We start from the raw sequence: 19,769 nt of genomic DNA on the forward strand, positions 1-19,769 counted from the left end.
CGGGAAACCGGAAGACTCGGTGCAAGACCTGCGTGAAACAGAAGGAATCGCAATGGCACGTCTTGCCGGAGTCGACATCCCCAATGACAAGCGCATCGAGATTGCGCTGACCTACATCTTCGGTGTGGGCCGCACTCGTGCGAAGGAAACCCTTGCCGCGACCGGAATCAATCCGGACACCCGCGTCAAGGATCTGACGGATGAGCAGCTGATCACGCTGCGTGATTACCTCGAGTCCAACTACAAGATCGAAGGCGATCTGCGTCGTGAAATCGACGCCGATATCCGTCGTAAGATTCAGATCAACTGCTACCAGGGCATGCGTCACCGTAAGGGACTCCCGGTCCGCGGACAGCGTACCAAGACCAATGCGCGTACCCGCAAGGGACCGAAGCGCACGGTCGCCGGAAAGAAGAAGGCCACCAAGTAATAGGTGAGCCCCGGGTCGCGGCCACGGCTCACACCATCGCCGCGCCACATCAACCAAGAGTTCGTTACAAGGAAACGAGGGTCAATGGCAGCTCAAAAGCAGGCTGCGCGCAAGACTCGTCGCCGCGATCGCAAGTCGATCCCGGTCGGTCAGGCGCACATCAAGTCAACGTTCAACAACACCATCATCTCCATCACCGATCCGTCCGGCGCGGTTGTGTCCTGGGCGTCCGGTGGCGACGTCGGTTTCAAGGGCTCCCGCAAGTCCACGCCGTATGCCGCCGGCATGGCAGCCGAGTCCGCGGCCCGCAAGGCCATGGAACACGGCGTCAAGAAGGTCGATGTCTTCGTCAAGGGCCCGGGTTCCGGTCGTGAGACCGCCATCCGTTCCCTGCAGTCCGCGGGTCTCGAAGTCGGTTCGATCACCGATGCGACGCCGGTGGCTTTCAACGGCGTGCGTCCTCCGAAGCGTCGCCACGTCTGAGCACTAGACCAAACCATCCATAGAGCCGCTTGAGGCCGATGAGTGCACCATCGGCCGAAGCTGAAAGGATAACACAGTGCTTATCGCACAGCGTCCGACACTTACCGAGGAATCGCTCAACCCTCAGCGTTCCCGTTTCATCATCGAGCCACTCGAGCCGGGCTTCGGATACACGCTTGGCAACTCGCTTCGCCGTACCCTCTTGAGCTCGATTCCGGGAGCGGCAGTCACGTCGGTGCGTATTTCCGGTGCCCTGCACGAGTTCACCACTCTGCCGGGAGTTGAGGAAGACGTCACTGAAATCCTGCTCAACATCAAAGGCATCGTGCTCACGAGCGAATATGACGAGCCCGTTGTCATGTATCTGCGCAAGAGCGGCAAGGGTGAGGCCACCGCGGGGGACATCACCCCGCCGGCCGGCGTCACGATCGCCAATCCGGAGATGCACATCGCGACCCTCGCCGACGATGGCGAACTCGAGATCGAGTTCACCGTCGAGCGCGGACGCGGTTACGTCCCGGCGCAGATGAACAAGCAGGATGGTGATGAGATCGGCCGCATCCCGGTCGATTCCATCTACTCGCCGGTGCTCAAGGTGAGTTACAAGGTCGAGGCGACGCGCGTCGAACAGCGCACCGATTTCGACCGGCTCATTCTGGATGTGGAGACCAAGCCGGCCATCTCCCCGCGCGACGCCGTCGCTTCCGCAGGCTCGACGCTTGTGGAGCTCTTCGGCCTGTGCCGTGAGCTCAACACGCAGGCCGAGGGCGTCGAGGTCGGTCCCGCTCCCGTCGTGGAGGAGGCCGATCCGGAGATGGCCGTCCCGATCGAGGATCTCAATCTCACGCAGCGCAGCTACAACTGCCTCAAGCGCGAGGGCATCCACACGGTCGGCGAACTGGTCAATCACACGGAGCAGGATCTGCTCGACATCCGTAATTTCGGTATGAAGTCCATCGATGAGGTCAAGGAGAAGCTCCAGTCTCTGGGACTGTCGCTCAAGGCCTCGCCGCTCGGCTTCGATACCAGCAACCTCGAAGGTGGCACCTTCTTCTCGCCTGAGGACGAGTGAGACCGAACCCCTTTCGACACAACCACCGCTTCGCCGGTTTCGGATGCTCGGGCAGTTGCCCACCTGAGTCCGGCGGGGCATTCAAGGAGAAACAATGCCTACACCTAAGAAAGGCCCACGTCTGGCTTCCAGCCCGGCACACGAGCGCCTGATGCTCGCGAACATGGCCACAAGCCTGTTCGAGCACGGCCGCATCACGACGACGCTGCCGAAGGCCAAGCGCCTTCGTCCGCTCGCCGAGCGCCTGATCACCTTCGCCAAGCGTGGCGATCTGCACTCGCGCCGTCGTGTGATGCGCGTCATCCGCAACAAGTCCGTCGTGCACAAGCTCTTCACCGAGATCGCTGAGCAGATGGAACAGCGTGAGGGCGGCTACACCCGCATCGTCAAGATTGCGCCGCGCAAGGGCGATTCCGCTCCGGCCGCGATCATCGCGCTCGTCACCGAGCCGGTGAGCCCGAAGAAGGCCGTCGTCAAGGAAGCCGAAGCTGCGACGAAGGTCGCCGCCAAGGAAGAGGCCCCGGTTGAGGCTCCGGCCGAGACCGCGACGAACGAAGCCGAGAACGCCGAGTGAGTCCGGTCCACTGACCATATGAGGGTCAGCACCTTGAAGGTGCTGACCCTTTTTATATGCCTTGTATGCCGTGCGCCGATTATCCTAGGCGCTCAGAGACGTCGTGTCCGGACTTATCCCCATAGACGAACGATGCCGCATGCCCGATGCATCGCATGACAATGTTGCCTAGGGAGTCCAGATTGGAAACGAGTATGAACGGATACAGGGAGCAGGCCGGAATGCGCGGCCGTCGCCTCATCGCGGCCCTGCTGGCCGTCGTGATGACGGCGATGCTGGGATTCTTCACCTACGCGGCATATGGTGTGCAACCAGATCATGATGTGGCGCAGCCATCGCAGTCGCGCACCGCCGTCGCCGCCGATGGGACGGACACCGGCGACGGGGACGGCGATGACGACGCCTTGAGCGCGAGCAGCGCGGACGGCAAGGCGAAGCTGTATCTGAGCGCGAACCGGATCGGCAACGTGGCCGACGCGCCTTCGGGCATCACATTGACGCTCGCCGTGGTGGGCGAGGCAGGCACGAGCTATACCGTCACCATCCCGAAATCCTCCTCTTATGCGGGCACCTATACCATCGGTCCAGGTGACGACCTGCCTGCCGACATCGGCACCGTGACCAGAACGGAGACGGCCGACGCCGTCGTGTTCTCGATCGACTTCAAGACCGCATCGGCATCCGTCGAACTGTCCGTGAACCTGACGGCGATCAACAACTACACTTCGCAGTCCGTACCGATGACGATCATCGGCGAATCGACGCGGACGATCAAATGGACCTGCCGCAAGAAGACGATGACACAGGCCGAGCAGATGCCGCCCCTGACGATCAGGCAGTATGTGAAGCCGGCGATGTCGCCGAAGACGCCCGTGCGCACGTCGCCGGACCAGGGGTCGGTTCCCGCCGTCAACGGCAAAACCGACTACACGTACCGTTTCGACGTGAACGAGGTCGACGGCGTGCACGACGACACGTCATACGCATCCGCGCAGGTGAATGCGACCGTCAACTACGGCACGACGATCACGATTCCGACACCGCCGCATTTCGTCCTCAACACGGACGCTACGGCGGCGAAGAACGCCTTCGACGACGCCACGACGATCAGCCAGCCAGGCGGAGAAGGACACGACATCATCATCACCGTGCCGAAGGGCAGCGGCGCGCAGGGATATCAAGGCAAGCCGGGATACTATCTGGTAGGCCGCATCAACGCGGCGAACACGACTGCCACGCAGACCTTCACCGCCTCGGGTGATATCACCATCGACCAGACCTATGTGGACGCCCAAGGCGTCACACGCCACCTGCGCAAGACACTGCTGGACGACTGGAGCGAACAGCTGCGCTCGAGCGACCAGAAGGGGCTGTGCCCTGTCGCCAACGGGCAGTGCCTCAAGGTGACGATCGCCGGCAACAACACCGACAACGACATCCTGCTCACCGATCCGAGCCATCTGACGACGCTCGTCTTCGGAGGGTTCGCGAACAACAGCCCGGAGGACCTCGAGGACGCCGTGATCACGATGGACGTGCCCAGCGGCTTCGACGCCACGGCGATCGTCACGCCAGTGAGCGCCACGGATCTCAAGGGACTGACTTCGTACCGCTACGAACTCACCTTGGCCGACGGCACGCAGGAAAGCGGCACCGTGGCGGCGGGAGGCACGATCACATGCGTCAAGGATTCCCCGATCCGCACCGCCAAGCTGTATCCGAACCTGCTGGCGGCCGGCGCGCATACAGCCGACGCGTCCTCATGTACGACGCTCGCCGACGACAACGCGAACTGCGCAGGCAGGGTCATGCTGTATCTGCAAGGTACGCTCGCCGCCAAGTACGACGACGGCGCACCAGTCAAGCGCGGCGACGATCTGATCACGTCGATTTCGCTGACCGATCCCGAGAAGGCGTTCCAATGGGACGCGGATTCCCGGCGTTTCGTCCAGTTCTCGGTGAAGGCTTCCGTCACGCAGCAGGTGATCGTGCCAAGCCAGCTGCGCGCGGCGCTGCAGCCCTTCGGCTGGCAGAACGGCAAGGAGCCGGGGAACCTCGAATCGGGGTACCTTTCGGTCTACCAGGGCTATGGCGGCACGACGCCGACGATATATGAACCGGAGTTCTACTACGTGCTGCCGACCGGCACCGTATACAACCGCCAGAAGGGCCTGACGTCGCTCAACTCCAATAACGGCAAGAGCCCTTCGCCGAAGGTCAGCGAATTCCAGGCGAGCGACGGGCGCGAGGTCGTCAAGATCAGCTACCGCGGCACCGGATATTGGTTCAACTGCAATGAAGGCGCAAACACTCAGGCATGGCTGTCGATCCTCGGCAACGCGACGACCGGCGTCTACCCGTACTCGATCTACGTGTATAGTCCCACGACGCCGATGACGAACCGGAAGGTCGACACGAGCGCCGCCTCCTGGAACCCCACATGGGTCGAAGGCAGGACGGCTGACCTCTACGAGGTGGGCGGCGGCAGCTGGTCGGTGAACGCGGCGAGGATCCTGATGAGCACGACGCAAGTGCAGGGCAACCTCGACGTGATGTTCAGCCGCAACGGCGAATCGAACGACATCGCTGCGACGAACACGTTCCGCGACGCGCGCGAGATGAACATCGAAGTCGTCATCAACAACGGCTCGTCGATCGTGCAGCGCAATCTGCAGCAGTTCGTCAACCTGCCTGACGGCGGCGACGACGGGTTCGGCATACGCCTGACGGGACCCGTCACGACGGCGACGGACCGATCGGTTGTCCCGGACGGCACGACGGTCACCTATTCCACGGCGCCGGCCACATTGAGCGCGAGGGCGGTGCCCGATACGACCTCCTACGTGGACGCGGTGCACGTCACCGACTGGACGGCGATCCGCTCGGTACTCATCACGGTGCCGCAGCTGTCGAGCAACACGGTGGCCGGCCATTTCATCCTCCACGGTATCGACCCCACGCTCGCCGTGGACGCCGGCAAGAGCGAATCGGTGGAATCCGGCCTGTACATCTCCGGTCTGCAACTGACCCCGCTCATCTATCGTGCAGGCGACGAGAGAGCGCCCACGATCACGGTCTCCGGCAAGTCGACGATCACCGCGCAGCTGGCGTACGTCGACGCTTCCGGCACCGAACGCGTCGTGCCGTTGGAGAACCTGACGAGACATTACAGGAACAATCAGGACGTGTTCACGAAGAGCGACTTCCCGCAGACGTTGAGCGAACTCAAGGCCAAGGAGGGCGACCTCGTGCCCGCCGGCTACAATCTGGAGTCCATCCGGATCGTAGGCGACACGACCGCGCGGTATCCAGGTGGATATCCGGCCGGGACCGCCCAATGGGACACGACGGCGCGATACGACTACAACGGCAGCGTCGTACGCTACGAGCTGCTGTCCACGGCGGCACCGCATATGCCGATCACCGGAACGGACGGCTTCTGGAACGTGTTCACGTTGTCCGCGCTGCTCGCCGGCATGACGCTCATTCCGGGTTGGTACGTCTTCTCCGGACTGCGCAGGCGCCACGGACGCTGAGCGCGCGGTCGGCGCATTTGCTAAGCTCGCCCTGTGACACGCTTACGAATCGATCTGGCATACAACGGCGCCGCCTTCCACGGATGGGCGGTGCAACCGCAGGGCAGGACCGTGCAGGGGACGATTGAAGAGGCCTTGGGCAGGATCCTCGGATTGCGCGGCGGGGATGACGGTACAGGCGTGGCTCGGCTGACCGTCGCCGGACGCACCGACGCCGGCGTGCACGCCTCGCATCAGGTCTGCCATCTCGATGTCGACGATGCCGCGCTCGCGCGCTGCGTCGGGCATATGCGGCTCACGCCGGTGCAGGCGCTTGCGACGAGGCTGTCGCGCATGATGCCCGACGACATCGCGATCCACGACGTCACCGTCGCGCCGGACGGCTTCGACGCGCGCTTCTCCGCGCTCGAACGCACCTACGTGTACCGCATCGCCGACGCGCATGCGCCGTGGGATCCGCGGCTCAAGGACTTTGTGTGGCGCACCGATCGCGAGCTTGACGTTGAGCGGATGAACGAGGCCGCCGCGCTGACGCTCGGGCTGCACGACTTCGGCTCCTTCGCCATCGCGAATCCGGGAGGGACGACGATTCGCGACGTGAAGAGCGCGTATTGGGCGCGCGTGCCGGCGCGGCCGCTGCTCGACGCGGGCATGGGGGAGCGCTACCGGACGCCCGCCGTTGAATCGGGGCTGCTGTGCTTCACAATCGTCGCCGACGCCTTCGCACGCAACATGGTGCGCTCGCTCGTCGGCGCCTGCGTGCAGGTGGGTATGGGCAAACGCGATGTCGACTGGTTCTCAGGCAAGATGGCAGTGCCGTCGCGCGAAGGCTCGACCGGGCCGATCGCGCCGCAGGGACTGACGCTCGAACATATCGCATACCCGGCCGACGGCGATCTGGCGGCCCGCGCCGAGGCAATCCGCGCGCGTCGTACGCTGCCGGGCGAGTGAGAGTGCCGGCGGCGTACGGTGTGACGGCTGTGGTGGCAGTTGGCGGTTGAGTTCAATCGCATACTGCCGTTTGACGGCGCTGCAGCGGCAGTTGATGGTTGAATGAAGTCAATCGCGGACTGCTGTCGGGGAAAGAGAGAGCGGGTGGTGCGGTTCGGCGTACGGGGACCACCACTCTAATCACCCCCTCGCCCCGTTGTTCACCCCGTTCGGGCTGCTGAATGACGCCGATCGAGGGGAATCGGTGTACTGGGGGTGATACCGCGAAACCCTTGGAACCACTGGGGATACAGCATGAAAAAAGGGCTTCCGGGCGAAGCCGGAAACCCTAGTGGCGGATGAGGCGAGATTCGAACTCGCGGAGGGGGTTGCCCTCACACGCTTTCGAGGCGTGCTCCTTAGACCGCTCGGACACTCATCCATTCGTCGCAATCAAGCAACTTGTTCATTATGCCACAGGCTGTGGGCACGTCAAATCATCGGCATGTCGCACACAGAATCGGGTGTTGTGGACATGCCGCCGAACGGTTAAAGGGAGGCCGGCGACCGGATGTCGTGGGTGTGCAGTCAGAAGGACAGGGCGGCAGAGGGCGGAGAGTGACAGAGGAACAACAGAGAGGCGGATGCACAGTCAAACGTAAGGCTGAGCATGATCGATCGAATCAGCTGAAATCGATCAGGTGAATCGGGGGATCAGGCGAAGAGGGCGGGGTCGGTGGAGGGATAGCCGAGGGTGAAGGCGGTGTAGGCGTGTGTTGCGATGAGCATCGACAGCTGCGCGAGGGCGGCGCGCGTCTTCGTGCGCTGCTGCTGCGTCATCGTCGTGTAATCGACATGCGCGGAGGAGTCGAAGGCCGCGAGCTCTTCGCGTGCGCAGTCGATCTCCAGGACGGCGACGGTGTTCGCGCGTAGGCCGGTCGCCGGGTCGACGACGTCCGCGCTGTGCGCCGTGAGCTCCTGCGTCGCATACACTTTGCGGCGCAGGTCCTTCGCACCGTCGGACAGATACATGAGCCGCGACGCCGTTTCCTTGTGATCGTCGCTCATCGCGAGCAGGCCGCCGTCCTTGACGAGCGCGGCCGTCGACGCGTCGGAGGCGACGCCGTCGGCGAAACGGCCGGCGAGCACTTCGGTGGCGAATCCGGCACGATCCTCGGCGAGTGCGAGTTTTGCGAGCGCGTCGCCGCCGATGCCGAGTTCGTCGACGTCGTCGAGACGTGTGACGGTGAGCGGCGCGTAGGAGAATCCGGACGTGCGGGCGAGCGCGTGCGCGGCGGCCTGCGCCTGTGCGCTGCGCAGTGTGCCCTCGGCGAAACGTGCGGGGCATTGGATGGCGACGTCGAGCCAACGGTGCGTCGCGTCCTCGAAGGCCGTGTATCGCGCGATTTTCGGCGCGCCCTCCTCGGCGCCGCGCGTCGACGACACATCGGCTTCGGTGAGCAGCGTCTCGCAGACGTCGACGCTGCGCTCGGATTCGGCGCGGCCCTCGACTCGCGGCGCCGCGCAGGACGCCGCAGGCAGAACGAGGACGCATGAGACGGCCGCCGCTGCAAGTCGCGTGCGCAGCGTGCGCGATGGGCGGGCGGTCGACGGGGTGGAAGGTGTCTGCATGAGACATTACAGTAATGAGGGACTGTGACCATAGGGCACAGGCTCGTACATAACTTCAGAGGAGGTCTGCACATGGAACTGGACCTGAACGGAATCCACCAGCTCGCGCGCGAGCAGGACATCGATGCGGAAACCGTTGATGAGGCGCTCTCCGAGGCGTTGCGCCTCGCCTATCTCAAGACCCCGCACGCCGCCAAGCACGCACGAGTCGAACTTGACCCGCGCGCAGGCAGCTTCACGATCTGGGCACGTGACGAAATCGCCCAGGAACCCACCGAAGACAATCTGCACCCGGCACCCACGCTCGGCGAGGAATACGACGATACGCCGAAGGACTTCGGTCGTCTCGCCGCGTCCACGGCGCGCCAGGTCATCTCCCAGCTGTTCCGCAAGGCGGAGGACGACAAGATCTTCGGCGCTTTCTCCGGACAGAAGGGCAAGCTCATCACCGGCGTCGTCCAGCAGGACGCGAAGGACACCGCCAACGTGCATGTGGCCGTCGGCGACGTCGAGGCGCTGCTGCCGCGCCGCGAGCAGGTGCCGGGTGAGCGCTACCGTCACGGCGAGCGCATCCGCGTCTACGTTGTCAACGTGTCGCGCGGCCTCAAGGGACCCGAGATCATCGTCTCGCGTTCCCATCCGGAGCTCGTGCGCAAGCTCTTCGAACGCGAGGTCCCAGAGCTTGTCTCCGGCGCCGTGTCCATCATGGCGATCGCGCGCGAGGCGGGCGCCCGCACGAAGGTCGCCGTGCGCGCGAACACGCAGGGCGTCAACCCGAAGGGCGCGCTCATCGGACCGGGCGGCTCGCGCGTGCGCGCCGTCATCGAGAACCTCGGTCAGGAGAAGATCGACATCGTCGACTGGTCGAACGAGCCGGCGAAGTTCATCGCCGCCGCGCTGTCTCCGGCGAACGTCACCGATGTGCACGTCGTCAGTGAGAAGAACCAGACGGCCGTCGCCTTCATCCCAGAGGACCAGCTCTCGCTCGCAATCGGCAAGGAAGGGCAGAACGCGCGCCTCGCCGCCAAGCTCACCGGATGGAAGATCGGCATCGAATCCGAGGAAGCCTACGCGAGGAAGAAGGCCGAGCAGCTCGTGCGCGCACGCGACGGGCGCAAGGGCACCGGAACGGATGGCGACGAGGCCCGAGGCTGAGTCGTTCGTCGCCCGCTTATTCCCGTCGCGCGTATCCAATGGCGGGAGTAAGCTAGGCCGCAAACTGACCGGCGCGCGCACGCGCGGCGCTCAGGACTAGAACGAGGGTGAACAACCATGGTTGCACGATGAGAAACCGAAAGCTCGCCGTGAGAAGATAACAGCTGCGCTCGCATACGCGCGGCTGAGGAATAGGAGAAATTGAGTGCCGAAAGCACGCGTATATGAGCTCGCCAAGGAACTTGGCGTAGACAGCAAGACCGTCCTTGAAAAGCTCAAGGACATGGGCGAATTCGTCAAATCCGCCTCATCGACCGTGGAGGCGCCGGTTGTGCGCCGCCTCAAGGCCGCATTCCCGAAGCCGGGAGAGGCGTCTCAGGAATCCAACACGAACACGAAGAAGCCGGCTGCGAAGAAGCACACCGCGCCGAAGCCGGCCGCCCCGAAGCCCGCGGCCGCGCCGAGGCCGGCTGCCGCACAAGCCGCGAAGCCGGCGGCTCCGACGCCGACACCGGGGCCGCGTGCCGCGCGTCCGGCCGCGAAGCCGGGCGCACGCAACGGCGCCCGCAAGAACGAGGAACGCGAGCAGCAGCGCAATCCGCGCGCCGCACAGTCGCGCACGAACGCAAAGATGGGCCAGCACGCCGCGAAGCCGGCGGCTCCGACACCGGGGCCGCGTGCCGCGCGTCCGGGTCAGCAGAACGGCGGCAAGGGCGGCGCGCAGCAGCATGCGCCGCGTCCGGGCAACAACCCGTTCAGCCGCAAGCAGGGCATGCATACGCCGACGCCGGCCGACATCCCGCGCCCGCATCCAATGGCGCGTCCGACCGTCAACAACAACGAGAACCGCCGCGGCGGCCGTCCCGGCCCGCGTGGCGGATTCCGCGGACGTCCGGGTCCGGGCACCGGCGCGCGTCCGGGCCAGTGGGGCCAGCATCGTCAGGGTCAGGGCGCCGGCAACGGCGCACGTCCGGGCGGCAACCGCTTCGGCGGCAACGGCGGTGGCTTCCAGAACGGCGCTTCGAGCAACGGTCCGTCCCGTGGCGGCGGCCGTGGTCGCGGCGGTGCCGCGGGCGCGTTCGGCCGTCAGGGCGGCAAGTCCTCGAAGGCGCGCAAGAACCGTCTCGCGAAGCGTCATGAGTACGAGGAGCTGAAAGCACCGGTCATCGGCGGCGTGCGCATCCCGAAGGGCAACGGACAGACGATCCGTCTGCGCCAGGGCGCTTCGCTCGCCGACCTTGCGGAGAAGATCAACGTCAACCCGGCGGCGCTCGTCACCGTGCTGTTCCATCTCGGCGAGATGGCCACGGCGACGCAGTCGCTCGACGAGGCGACGTTCCAGATCCTCGGCGAGGAGATTGGCTGGAACATCAAGATCGTCTCCGCCGAGGAGGAGGACAAGGAGCTGCTCCAGCAGTTCGACATCGACCTCGAATCGGAGGAACTGCAGGAAGACGAGGATCTCAAGCCGCGTCCGCCGGTCGTCACCGTCATGGGCCACGTCGACCACGGCAAGACGCGCCTGCTCGACACGATTCGCCGCACGAACGTCATCTCGCGCGAGGCCGGCGGCATCACGCAGCGCATCGGCGCCTATCAGGTGACCGTCGATCTCGAGGGCGAGGAACGCAAGATCACGTTCCTCGACACCCCGGGCCACGAGGCTTTCACAGCGATGCGCGCCCGTGGCGCCGAGCTCACCGATGTGGCGATCCTCGTCGTCGCGGCCGATGACGGCGTCATGCCGCAGACCGTCGAGGCGATCAACCACGCGCAGTCGGCGCATGTGCCGATCGTCGTCGCCGTCAACAAGATCGACGTCGAAGGCGCCAACCCGGAGAAGGTGCGCGGCCAGCTCACCGAGTTCGGCCTGATCCCGGAGGAATACGGCGGCAACACGATGTTCGTCGACATCTCCGCGAAGCAGGGCACGAACGTCGACAAGCTGCTCGAAGCCGTGCTGCTCACGGCCGACGCGGAACTCGATCTGCGCGCCAATCCGGACATGGACGCGCGCGGCGCGACCGTCGAAGCGAGGCTCGACAAGGGCCGCGGCGCCGTCGCGACCGTGCTCGTGCAGTCCGGCACGCTGCACATCGGCGACTCGATCGTGGCCGGCACGTCCTACGGACGCGTCCGCGCGATGCTCGACGAGAACGGCAAGAACATGGAGGCCGCAGGCCCGTCGACGCCGGTCCAGGTGCTGGGCCTGACGTCGGTGCCGACCGCGGGCGACCTGTTCCTCGTCGCTCCGGACGACCGCGCTGCACGCCAGATCGCCGAGAAGCGCCAGGCCACCGAACGCGCCGCGCAGCTCGCGAAGCGCCGCAAGGTCGTCTCGCTCGAGGACTTCAAGAAGAAGCTCGCCGAATCCGAGATCGACATGCTCAACATCGTCATCAAGGGCGACTCGTCCGGCTCGGTTGAGGCGCTTGAGGACTCGCTGATGAAGATCGAGGTCTCCGACGAGGTCGGCATCCAGGTGATCCACCGCGGCGTTGGCGCAATCACGCAGAACGACGTCAACCTCGCGAGCGTCGACAAGGCCGTCATCATCGGCTTCAACGTGCGTCCGAACCGTCAGGTCGCGGACCTCGCCGAGCGCGAAGGCGTCGAGATCAAGTACTACTCGGTCATCTACAAGGCGATCGAGGACATCGAGGCGTCGCTCAAGGGCATGCTCAAGCCGGAGTACGAGGAAGTCACGACCTCGCATTCGGAGATCCGCGAGATCTTCCGCTCGTCGAAGTTCGGCAACATCGCCGGCGTCATGGTCCTCGACGGCGAAGTCAAGCGCGGCACGAAGGCGCGCATCCTGCGCGACGGCGTCGCGACCGTCAACGACCTCGAGATCAGCTCGCTGCGCCGCTTCAAGGACGACGTCAAGTCGGTCACCGAAGGCTACGAGGCGGGCATCAACCTCGGCTCGTTCAACGACATCGAGATCGGCGACATCATCGAGACCTTCGAGATGCGCGAGATCGAACGCAAGTAAGCTGCGCCGATCAGTCGGCAACCAGTCGGCAAACGCTGAGCGAAACGCCCATGGCCCTTCGGCTATGGGCGTTTCCCATTGCGCGCGACATTCGGGTACGCTGGACTCTAGCGCGAGACGAAACCAGACACGGCAGTAAGGAAAGAAGAACCATGCAGTCAACCAATCCGCGCGCCGCACGCATCGCGGCGCTCATCCAGCGCGTCATCGCATCGAACATGGAGTCGACGCTGCATGACAAGCGGCTCAAGAACGTGACGATCACCGACGTCCACGTGACCAACGATCTACAGATCGCGAAGGTCTACTGGACGACGCTGTCGCACACCGGCAACGACGACGGCGAGCGCAAGCGCGCACGCACGGCGCTCAACCAGGCGAAGGGGCGCCTGCGTTCGGTCGTCGGCGCGAAGGCTGGCCTGAGGCTCACGCCGCAGCTGGAGTTCATCTTCGACGAAGTGCCCGGCGAGGCGCACGAGATCGAGGACATCCTCGTCACCGCGCGCAAACGCGACGAGGAGCTCGCGAAGATGCGCGCGAGCGCGCAGTACGCCGGCGACGCCGACCCGTATCGCCACGACGACTTCGAGCAGGAGGACCTCGCCGACCATGCCGGCGCGTCCGACGACGAGATCGAACGCGAACTCGACGAGCGCGAACATCTGAACAAGGACGACTACAACGAATACGACGGCGACGTCGTCGAAGTCGAGGAACTCGAGGATTTCGACGATGACGAGGATGACGTGCCGTCGGACGCGGCCCAGAGGGCCGCGCGCACGGAGCCGGAGACGACGGTCGACGAGACGCAGGACTGAGCCTGTGGCGGCGAAGGACGGCGGCGTGCAGCCGCTCAACGGACTGTTCATCGTCGACAAGCCGCAGGGTGTGACGAGCCATGACATCGTCGGCGCCGTGCGCGCGGCCGTGCACATGCGCCGCGTCGGCCACGCCGGCACGCTCGACCCGATGGCCACCGGTGTGCTCGTCGTCGGCGTCGGCAACGCGACGCGGCTGCTCAACGTCATCGTCGACCATACGAAGACCTATGCGGCGACGATCCGATTCGGCCAGCGCACGACGACTGACGACGCCGACGGCGAAGCCATCGCCGCCGCACGTACGTCCGCGTTGCCGGACGTCGACATGATCCGCGATGTTGTTTCACGCGAGTTTCACGGCACGATCGAGCAGGTGCCGAACGCCTACTCGGCGATCAAAGTGCACGGACGGCGTGCCTACGACCTCGCGCGCGCCGGCGAACACGTCGAACTCGAGGCGCGTCCCGTGACGATCGAACGGTTCGACGTGGGGGAGGCACGTGCGGCGGTCGCCGACGACGGCACGCCCGTGCTCGACGTCGACGTGACGGTGACGTGCTCGGCCGGCACCTACATCCGCGCACTCGCACGCGACCTGGGCGAGACCTTCGGCTGCGGCGCGCATCTGACGCGGCTGCGCAGGCTCGCCGTCGGCGATTTCAACGTCGACGACCCACACGTCATCGCCGCGCATACTGAGATGCGTGAATACACGAACCGCGACGGCGAACGGGTGACGCGCGCCCGCGCCGTGCTCGACATCGGCCCCGAAGGCGTCGCGACGCACCTCATCGCGATGGCCGACGCGGTACGCGAGACGATGCCGACGCTCGCCGTCAGCCGTGACGAGGCGTGCGACCTGCGCTATGGACGATGGATCACAGGACACGTCGACGGCAGAAGCGCGGCGATCGTCGACGAGGACGGCGACGTCGTCGCGATCGTCGAACAGGCGAACAAGGACGCCATCAAGCCGACCGCCGTGTTCCCGGCGGCACAGTGAGATGCAACGGCACAGTGACATGCGGATCAGGCACACGGATTTGGCAACAGGAGGACAGCACAGATGAACATCATTCGGCTCGAACCGGACGAGGGCGGCAACGTCGCATGGCCGACGCTGAGCACCACCAAAAAATCGGTTGTCACCGTCGGCGTGTTCGACGGCGTGCACCGCGGACATCAGGCCGTCATCCGACGCACCGTCGAACGCGCGAAGGCGACCGGCAGCTTCGCCGTCGTCGTCATGTTCGATCCGAGGCCAGCGTTCGTGCACAAATACGCGAAGACGCACGCCGGCATCGGCGTCCCCGACGACGTGCACGACGCGCAGGCGATCAGCGGCGTCGACGAACGGCTGCGGATGATGGACGAACTCGGCGTCGACTACGTGCTCATCGTCCACTACGATCTCGCATTCGCCGCGAAATCGTTCCGATTCTTCCTCGGACAGCTCGTCGGCAGGGTCGGTATGCGCACGCTCGTGCTCGGGCAGGACGCGCGCATGGGCGCCGGCCTCGAAGGCGACGTGAAGAAGATCGCGACGCTCGCCGAAGGCACCGGCGTGTTCGAACTCGACGTCGTCGACGACAACGGCGGTCATGTACGCGTGCCGGCGACCTTCACGCCGCAGCCGCCGCAGCAGCCGGGCGAACCCGGCGACCCGCTCGCCGGCATGAGCAAGGCGGAACGGCGCGCGTGGAGCAAACGCGTCAACGCACGCGAAGTGCGCGAACTGAGTTCGACGAACGTGCGATGGCTGCTCAGCCAGGGGCGGATCGTCGACGCGAACCGCATCCTCGGGCATGCGCATGGCGTCGAAGGCACGGTGACGCACGGCGAGGAACGCGGACGCACGATCGGATTCCCGACGGTGAATCTCGTCGAGCCGATCGACGGCTACCTGCCGGTCGACGGCGTCTACGCGGGCTGGCTCATCGATCTGGGCAGCGAGGAGGCGTACGCGGCCTCGCAGCACCCCTTCGGCGACGTCGACGAGGGCGGCGTCGCGTCGATCACGCAGCCGTACACCTCCGGCGGCGTCGAAAGCCGCCTCGCGCCGCATTCGCCGTACCGTTGGCCGGCGGCGATCTCGATCGGCACGAAGCCGACCTTCAACGAAACCACCGGTCGCGACGAGCGCGTCCTCGAAGCCTACGCCGTCACCGACGACTGGCTCGAACTGTACGGACATCGCGTACGCGTTGAATTCGCGCGCTTCCTGCGCCCGCAGATCAAGTTCGATTCGGTGGACGCGCTCGTCGACGAACTCAAACGCAACGCCGACGAGACGCTCACAATCGTCGGGCAGTGACGACTGCGAGCGTCACTTGCCCCGCTTCGTCAGCGCGAGCGCGTCGAGCGCGTCGAGCAGCGAACGCACCTCGACGATGCGCAGACCCGGAATCGACGTCGGCGTGCGCATCGGCGGCACGAGCGCCGTCGTGAACCCAAGGCGCGCCGCCTCGCGCAGCCGATATTCGAGACGCGGCACCGGACGCACCTGACCGGTCAGCGAGATCTCGCCGATCGCGCACGTCGAACGCGCGATCGGCGTGGATGTGGCCGCGCTCGCGAGCGCCGCGACGATCGCCAGATCGCAGCTCGGCTCCTTCGCGACGCCGCCGGCGATCGTCGAAATATACAGATCGCGGCTGAGCAGCGACAGGCCGCCGTGGCGGTACAGCACGGCGACGAGCATCGCGATGCGGTTCGAGTCGACGCCGTTGACGGCGCGCCGCGGCGTCGGCAGCACCGAGTCGGTGACGAGCGCCTGCACCTCCACCGGCAGCGAACGGTGGCCGTCGAGCGTGAACGTGACGCATGTGCCGTCGACGGGTGTCTCGTTCGACGACAGGAACAGGCCGGCCGGGTCGGTGACCTCCTCGATGCCGACGCCGCTCATGTCGAAGCAACCGACCTCATCGGTCGGGCCGAAACGGTTCTTCACGGCGCGCAGCAGACGCAGCGCCGTCTGCGGTTCGCCTTCGAACTGGCAGACGACGTCGACGAGATGTTCGAGCGTGCGCGGACCGGCGATCGAGCCGTCCTTCGTGACGTGACCGACGAGCAGCACCGGCACGTCGAGCGATTTCGCCGTGTCGATAAGCGCGCTCGCGACTTCGCGCACCTGCGTCGAGCCGCCACAGATGCCATCGACGTCCTGCGAGACGATCGTCTGCGCCGAATCGACGATCGCGAGCGCCGGACGGTGCTGTTCGATGAGGCCGAGCGCGGTGGCGAGGTCGGTCGTCGAGGCGAGCAGCAGGTTCGGCTCGACGGCGTCGATGCGCGAGGCGCGCAGCCGCACCTGTGCCTGCGACTCCTCGCCGGAGATGTACAGGACGTTGCCGGACGGCGTGGCGCGCGCGATGTTGCCGGCCGTCTCCAGCAGCAGCGTGGATTTGCCGATGCCGGGTTCGCCGGCGATGAGCACGACCGAGCCGGGGACGATGCCGCCGCCGAGCACACGGTCGAATTCGCCGAAGCCGGTGGGCACGCGCGTGACCGATGCCGTGTCGACGTCGGTGATCGGTTGCGCGGCGCTCAGCGCGACTGCCGTCGGCGCTGTGCGCGACGTGCGTCCGGGCGCGGCCGTGCGCTGTCCGGAGGCGGTGGGACGCGCCTCGTGGAACTCCTCAATCGTGCCCCATTGGCCGCATTCGGGACAGCGACCGAACCATTTCGCGCCGGTCCATCCGCATTCAGTGCATACGTAGCTCGTCGTGCTTTTCGCCATATGCAGCAACCTAGCGGCCTTCGCGTGCGCGCGCAAGAGTGCGGCGATTATGGTGGCTGTGGCGGTCATGGCGGTGAGAAGCGCACGCCGACTCCGGGCGCCGCGCATAACTCTATAGTTCGGGTCGATCATCGAGCGATGCGTGCAGACGGATGGGCATGCGCGTCGCAATCGCACGGATGCACACATCCGCCGGGAGATGACGATCATCGGCGCACGGCATCGCACAGTATCAAACAACCTGATGACGTGGACGGCGGCCGGATGAGGAGGCGTCCTCTCATGGCTCAGCAATACGGACCAACTATCGAGTTATGCGGGAGGCAGGGCAGAGAAGCCATGCGGGGGCATGCATGCGCATGACGGATGCCCTGATGATGCGATCATGCCGCGCAGGCCGTATGCGGGTGCGCGTGTGGCGGATACGGTCAGAAGGATGTGCCAAGATTGGCCACATGGCAGTCACATCCGGCAAACAGCAGACGCAGACCTCGTCGACGGCGCGCAAGGCGCGCATCGTCGTGTTCGCGGCGGCCGCCATCGTTGTGCTCGCGATCATCAGCGCCTTCGCATGGCCGGGATGGGCGGTGCGCCATGTGCCGCAGCCGATGGATGTGCCGATGGCGGTCGCCTCGGCGAGTCCGACGATTGACGCGAAGGCGCTGCCGGCGAACGCGTCCGAACTGCTCAAGGCGATGCCCGAGCATGTCTCCGACTTCGCGCGCACCGACGCGCAAGCCACCGACGAATGGGACGCCTCGTCGCCGCTCGAGGAGTATCGGCTCACCTATTCGACAGGCGACGAAGCCAAGGACGTGCAGGTCGTCGTCGGACAGTGGACGAGCGAGCAGGAGGCGGTCTCGCAGTACAACGCGCTCACGAAGGTGCTCGACGGCGACGAGATAGCCGCGGGCAACGTCAAGGTCAACGGCGCGAACACCGGCGCCTACGTCGTGAACGCGGACAAAGGTGACGACGCGAAGGCGGTAGCGGTGTGGCGCAACGACACCGTATGCGTGCGCATCAGCGGGCCGAAGGCCTCCGTCGAGACCGTGTTTAAGCTGTTCCCGCTGTGAGCGCAGCGCGTGCCGACTCGCGAAAGTCGGCTGAACAGTGTAATGTTAGGCAAGTTGCAAACTTTCAAGTAAGGAACGGAGGCTGACGATGGGCTCGGTCATCAAGAAGCGCCGCAAGCGGATGAGCAAGAAGAAGCACCGCAAACTGCTGCGTAAGACTCGCCACCAGCGCAAGTAGTCTTACCGCGCGATACAGCGTTCATGCGATCCCGCGGCCATGCACGATCCTCGTGCGGGCCGCGGGATCGTCTTTTACCGGCGGGCCGCGCGTGCGCGTACATTGGAACCCATGACGATCACAGTTTCCACAGACGGCTCCGCGCTCGGCAATCCCAACGGCCCGATGGGCTGGGCATGGGCGGACCATCCGACGCGCGAGACGCGCGGGCACGACCACACCGGCGACTGCGACGCCGGCGGCGCGACGAACGGCACGAACCAGATAGGCGAACTGTGCGCCGTGCTCGAGGCGCTGCGCACGCATCCGGGCGACGAGGAGCTCGTCATCGAAACCGATTCGCAGTACGCGATCAACTGTTCGACGAAATGGGTGCACGGCTGGAAGAAGAACGGCTGGAAGAACTCGAAGAAGGAGCCGGTGAAAAACGCCGAGCTCATCCGCGCAATCGACGACGAGATCCGCCGACGCGAAGGACCCGTGCGCTTCGTGTGGGTCAAGGGGCACGCCGGCAACGCCGGCAACGAGAAGGTCGACGAACTGGCGCGCACCTACGCCGGCGACTGCCGCTCGTCGGTGCGCGACGGCTATCTGCCGAAGGAGGGCTGGCAGTCGCTGCTCGCGTCGTCGTATGCGCGCGGCCTCGACGTGCCGCTCGACGCGCGCATGCTGCTTGACGACGAACTGTCGGCCGCCGACTACCGGCGCGCGCGCTGCATCGGCGGCGTCAGCGACCCCGACGGCCCGCAGCCAGTGCAGGACGACATCGTCGACACCGACACGACCGCCGCGCGCACGGCGGACGAGGAATCGGCTGTCGCGCACGACGACGTCACACACGACGATGTTGCGCCGACCGAGAAATCGACAAGCCGGCAGAACGCGGCGAGCCCGGAGCCGCTGCTGCGGCACAGCGGACTGCATGTGCACGGGACGGTCACGTTCACGCCGCCGCCGTCGTCGAGCCCCCACTACGACGGGCGTCCGCGTGCGATACGCGGCTACATCGAAGTCGAAGGCACCGTCGACGGCGACGGGACGATCACGCTTGACGGCGCGCCGTTCCTCATCCACCGTCCGCGATGACGATGTTCGTTCGAATCCACTACACTGAAAGGCAGCCGGGGCGCGACCCCGGAAGGACGAAA

General features: G+C 65.5%; 16 protein-coding genes and 1 tRNA gene. 14 read left to right on the forward strand and 3 right to left on the reverse strand.

From position 1 onward, the window contains the following. Nucleotides 1-52: 52 nt before the first annotated feature. The 6 genes from rpsM (at nucleotide 53) to truA (ending at nucleotide 7,046) form a co-directional block, all read left to right on the forward strand. On the forward strand, nucleotides 53-430 hold the full coding sequence (gene rpsM, locus CGZ88_RS07635) for a 30S ribosomal protein S13 (RefSeq protein WP_024540955.1): 378 nt from the start codon (nucleotides 53-55) through the stop codon (nucleotides 428-430). An 84-nt stretch (nucleotides 431-514) separates the two neighbouring features. Continuing rightward, the gene (rpsK, locus tag CGZ88_RS07640) at nucleotides 515-913 is read left to right on the forward strand and encodes a 30S ribosomal protein S11 (RefSeq protein WP_024540954.1); all 399 of its coding nucleotides are present in this window, start codon (nucleotides 515-517) and stop codon (nucleotides 911-913) included. Nucleotides 914-989: 76 nt separating this feature from the next. After that, complete coding sequence (locus CGZ88_RS07645; protein WP_024540953.1) at nucleotides 990-1,985, forward strand: DNA-directed RNA polymerase subunit alpha; 996 nt, start codon at nucleotides 990-992, stop codon at nucleotides 1,983-1,985. Between the two features lie 94 nt (nucleotides 1,986-2,079). After that, complete coding sequence (gene rplQ, locus CGZ88_RS07650) at nucleotides 2,080-2,559, forward strand: 50S ribosomal protein L17 (RefSeq protein WP_024540952.1); 480 nt, start codon at nucleotides 2,080-2,082, stop codon at nucleotides 2,557-2,559. Nucleotides 2,560-2,753: 194 nt separating this feature from the next. Next, entirely contained in the window at nucleotides 2,754-6,095 is a 3,342-nt protein-coding gene (locus CGZ88_RS07655; protein WP_133120920.1) for a hypothetical protein, read from the forward strand. Between the two features lie 33 nt (nucleotides 6,096-6,128). Beyond that, nucleotides 6,129-7,046, forward strand: coding sequence for a tRNA pseudouridine(38-40) synthase TruA (gene truA / locus CGZ88_RS07660; protein ID WP_101671499.1), 918 nt, complete (start codon nucleotides 6,129-6,131; stop codon nucleotides 7,044-7,046). Nucleotides 7,047-7,378: 332 nt separating this feature from the next. Here the strand turns inward: truA and CGZ88_RS07665 are convergent. Both CGZ88_RS07665 and CGZ88_RS07670 read right to left on the reverse strand, forming a co-directional pair. Next, nucleotides 7,379-7,467: transfer RNA gene (locus CGZ88_RS07665), tRNA-Ser, on the reverse strand. 272 nt (nucleotides 7,468-7,739) lie between these two features. Continuing rightward, entirely contained in the window at nucleotides 7,740-8,657 is a 918-nt protein-coding gene (locus tag CGZ88_RS07670) for a hypothetical protein (RefSeq protein ID WP_101671500.1), read from the reverse strand. A gap of 72 nt (nucleotides 8,658-8,729) precedes the next feature. On the opposite strand from CGZ88_RS07670, the gene nusA reads away from it, so the two are divergent. From nusA to CGZ88_RS07695, 5 genes are all read left to right on the forward strand, one after another. Continuing rightward, nucleotides 8,730-9,812, forward strand: coding sequence for a transcription termination factor NusA (nusA, locus tag CGZ88_RS07675; RefSeq protein WP_101671501.1), 1,083 nt, complete (start codon nucleotides 8,730-8,732; stop codon nucleotides 9,810-9,812). A 205-nt stretch (nucleotides 9,813-10,017) separates the two neighbouring features. Then, nucleotides 10,018-12,807: a translation initiation factor IF-2 gene (infB, locus tag CGZ88_RS07680; protein ID WP_101671502.1), complete on the forward strand. Its 2,790-nt coding sequence runs from the start codon at nucleotides 10,018-10,020 to the stop codon at nucleotides 12,805-12,807. A gap of 152 nt (nucleotides 12,808-12,959) precedes the next feature. Continuing rightward, nucleotides 12,960-13,625, forward strand: a complete 666-nt coding sequence (rbfA, locus tag CGZ88_RS07685; protein ID WP_101671503.1) for a 30S ribosome-binding factor RbfA — start codon at nucleotides 12,960-12,962, stop codon at nucleotides 13,623-13,625. Between the two features lie 25 nt (nucleotides 13,626-13,650). Further along, entirely contained in the window at nucleotides 13,651-14,631 is a 981-nt protein-coding gene (truB, locus tag CGZ88_RS07690) for a tRNA pseudouridine(55) synthase TruB (protein ID WP_026644621.1), read from the forward strand. 63 nt (nucleotides 14,632-14,694) lie between these two features. Further along, the gene (locus tag CGZ88_RS07695; RefSeq protein WP_101671505.1) at nucleotides 14,695-15,942 is read left to right on the forward strand and encodes a riboflavin kinase; all 1,248 of its coding nucleotides are present in this window, start codon (nucleotides 14,695-14,697) and stop codon (nucleotides 15,940-15,942) included. Nucleotides 15,943-15,954: 12 nt separating this feature from the next. Here the strand turns inward: CGZ88_RS07695 and radA are convergent, their stop codons facing one another. Beyond that, the gene (gene radA / locus CGZ88_RS07700; RefSeq protein WP_101671506.1) at nucleotides 15,955-17,367 is read right to left on the reverse strand and encodes a DNA repair protein RadA; all 1,413 of its coding nucleotides are present in this window, start codon (nucleotides 17,365-17,367) and stop codon (nucleotides 15,955-15,957) included. Between the two features lie 455 nt (nucleotides 17,368-17,822). Between radA and CGZ88_RS07705 the strand changes: the two genes are divergently transcribed. The 3 genes from CGZ88_RS07705 (at nucleotide 17,823) to CGZ88_RS07715 (ending at nucleotide 19,707) form a co-directional block, all read left to right on the forward strand. After that, a complete protein-coding gene (locus tag CGZ88_RS07705) occupies nucleotides 17,823-18,443 on the forward strand; it encodes a hypothetical protein (protein WP_243390106.1) in 621 nt (206 codons plus the stop codon). 88 nt (nucleotides 18,444-18,531) lie between these two features. Next, nucleotides 18,532-18,621: a 30S ribosomal protein bS22 gene (locus CGZ88_RS07710; protein WP_004268639.1), complete on the forward strand. Its 90-nt coding sequence runs from the start codon at nucleotides 18,532-18,534 to the stop codon at nucleotides 18,619-18,621. 111 nt (nucleotides 18,622-18,732) lie between these two features. Then, the gene (locus tag CGZ88_RS07715; protein WP_101671507.1) at nucleotides 18,733-19,707 is read left to right on the forward strand and encodes a ribonuclease H family protein; all 975 of its coding nucleotides are present in this window, start codon (nucleotides 18,733-18,735) and stop codon (nucleotides 19,705-19,707) included. Nucleotides 19,708-19,769: the final 62 nt, after the last annotated feature.

The sequence above is a fragment of the Bifidobacterium anseris genome (assembly GCF_002860345.1).
GTDB classification, from domain to species: Bacteria; Actinomycetota; Actinomycetes; order Actinomycetales; family Bifidobacteriaceae; genus Bifidobacterium; species Bifidobacterium anseris.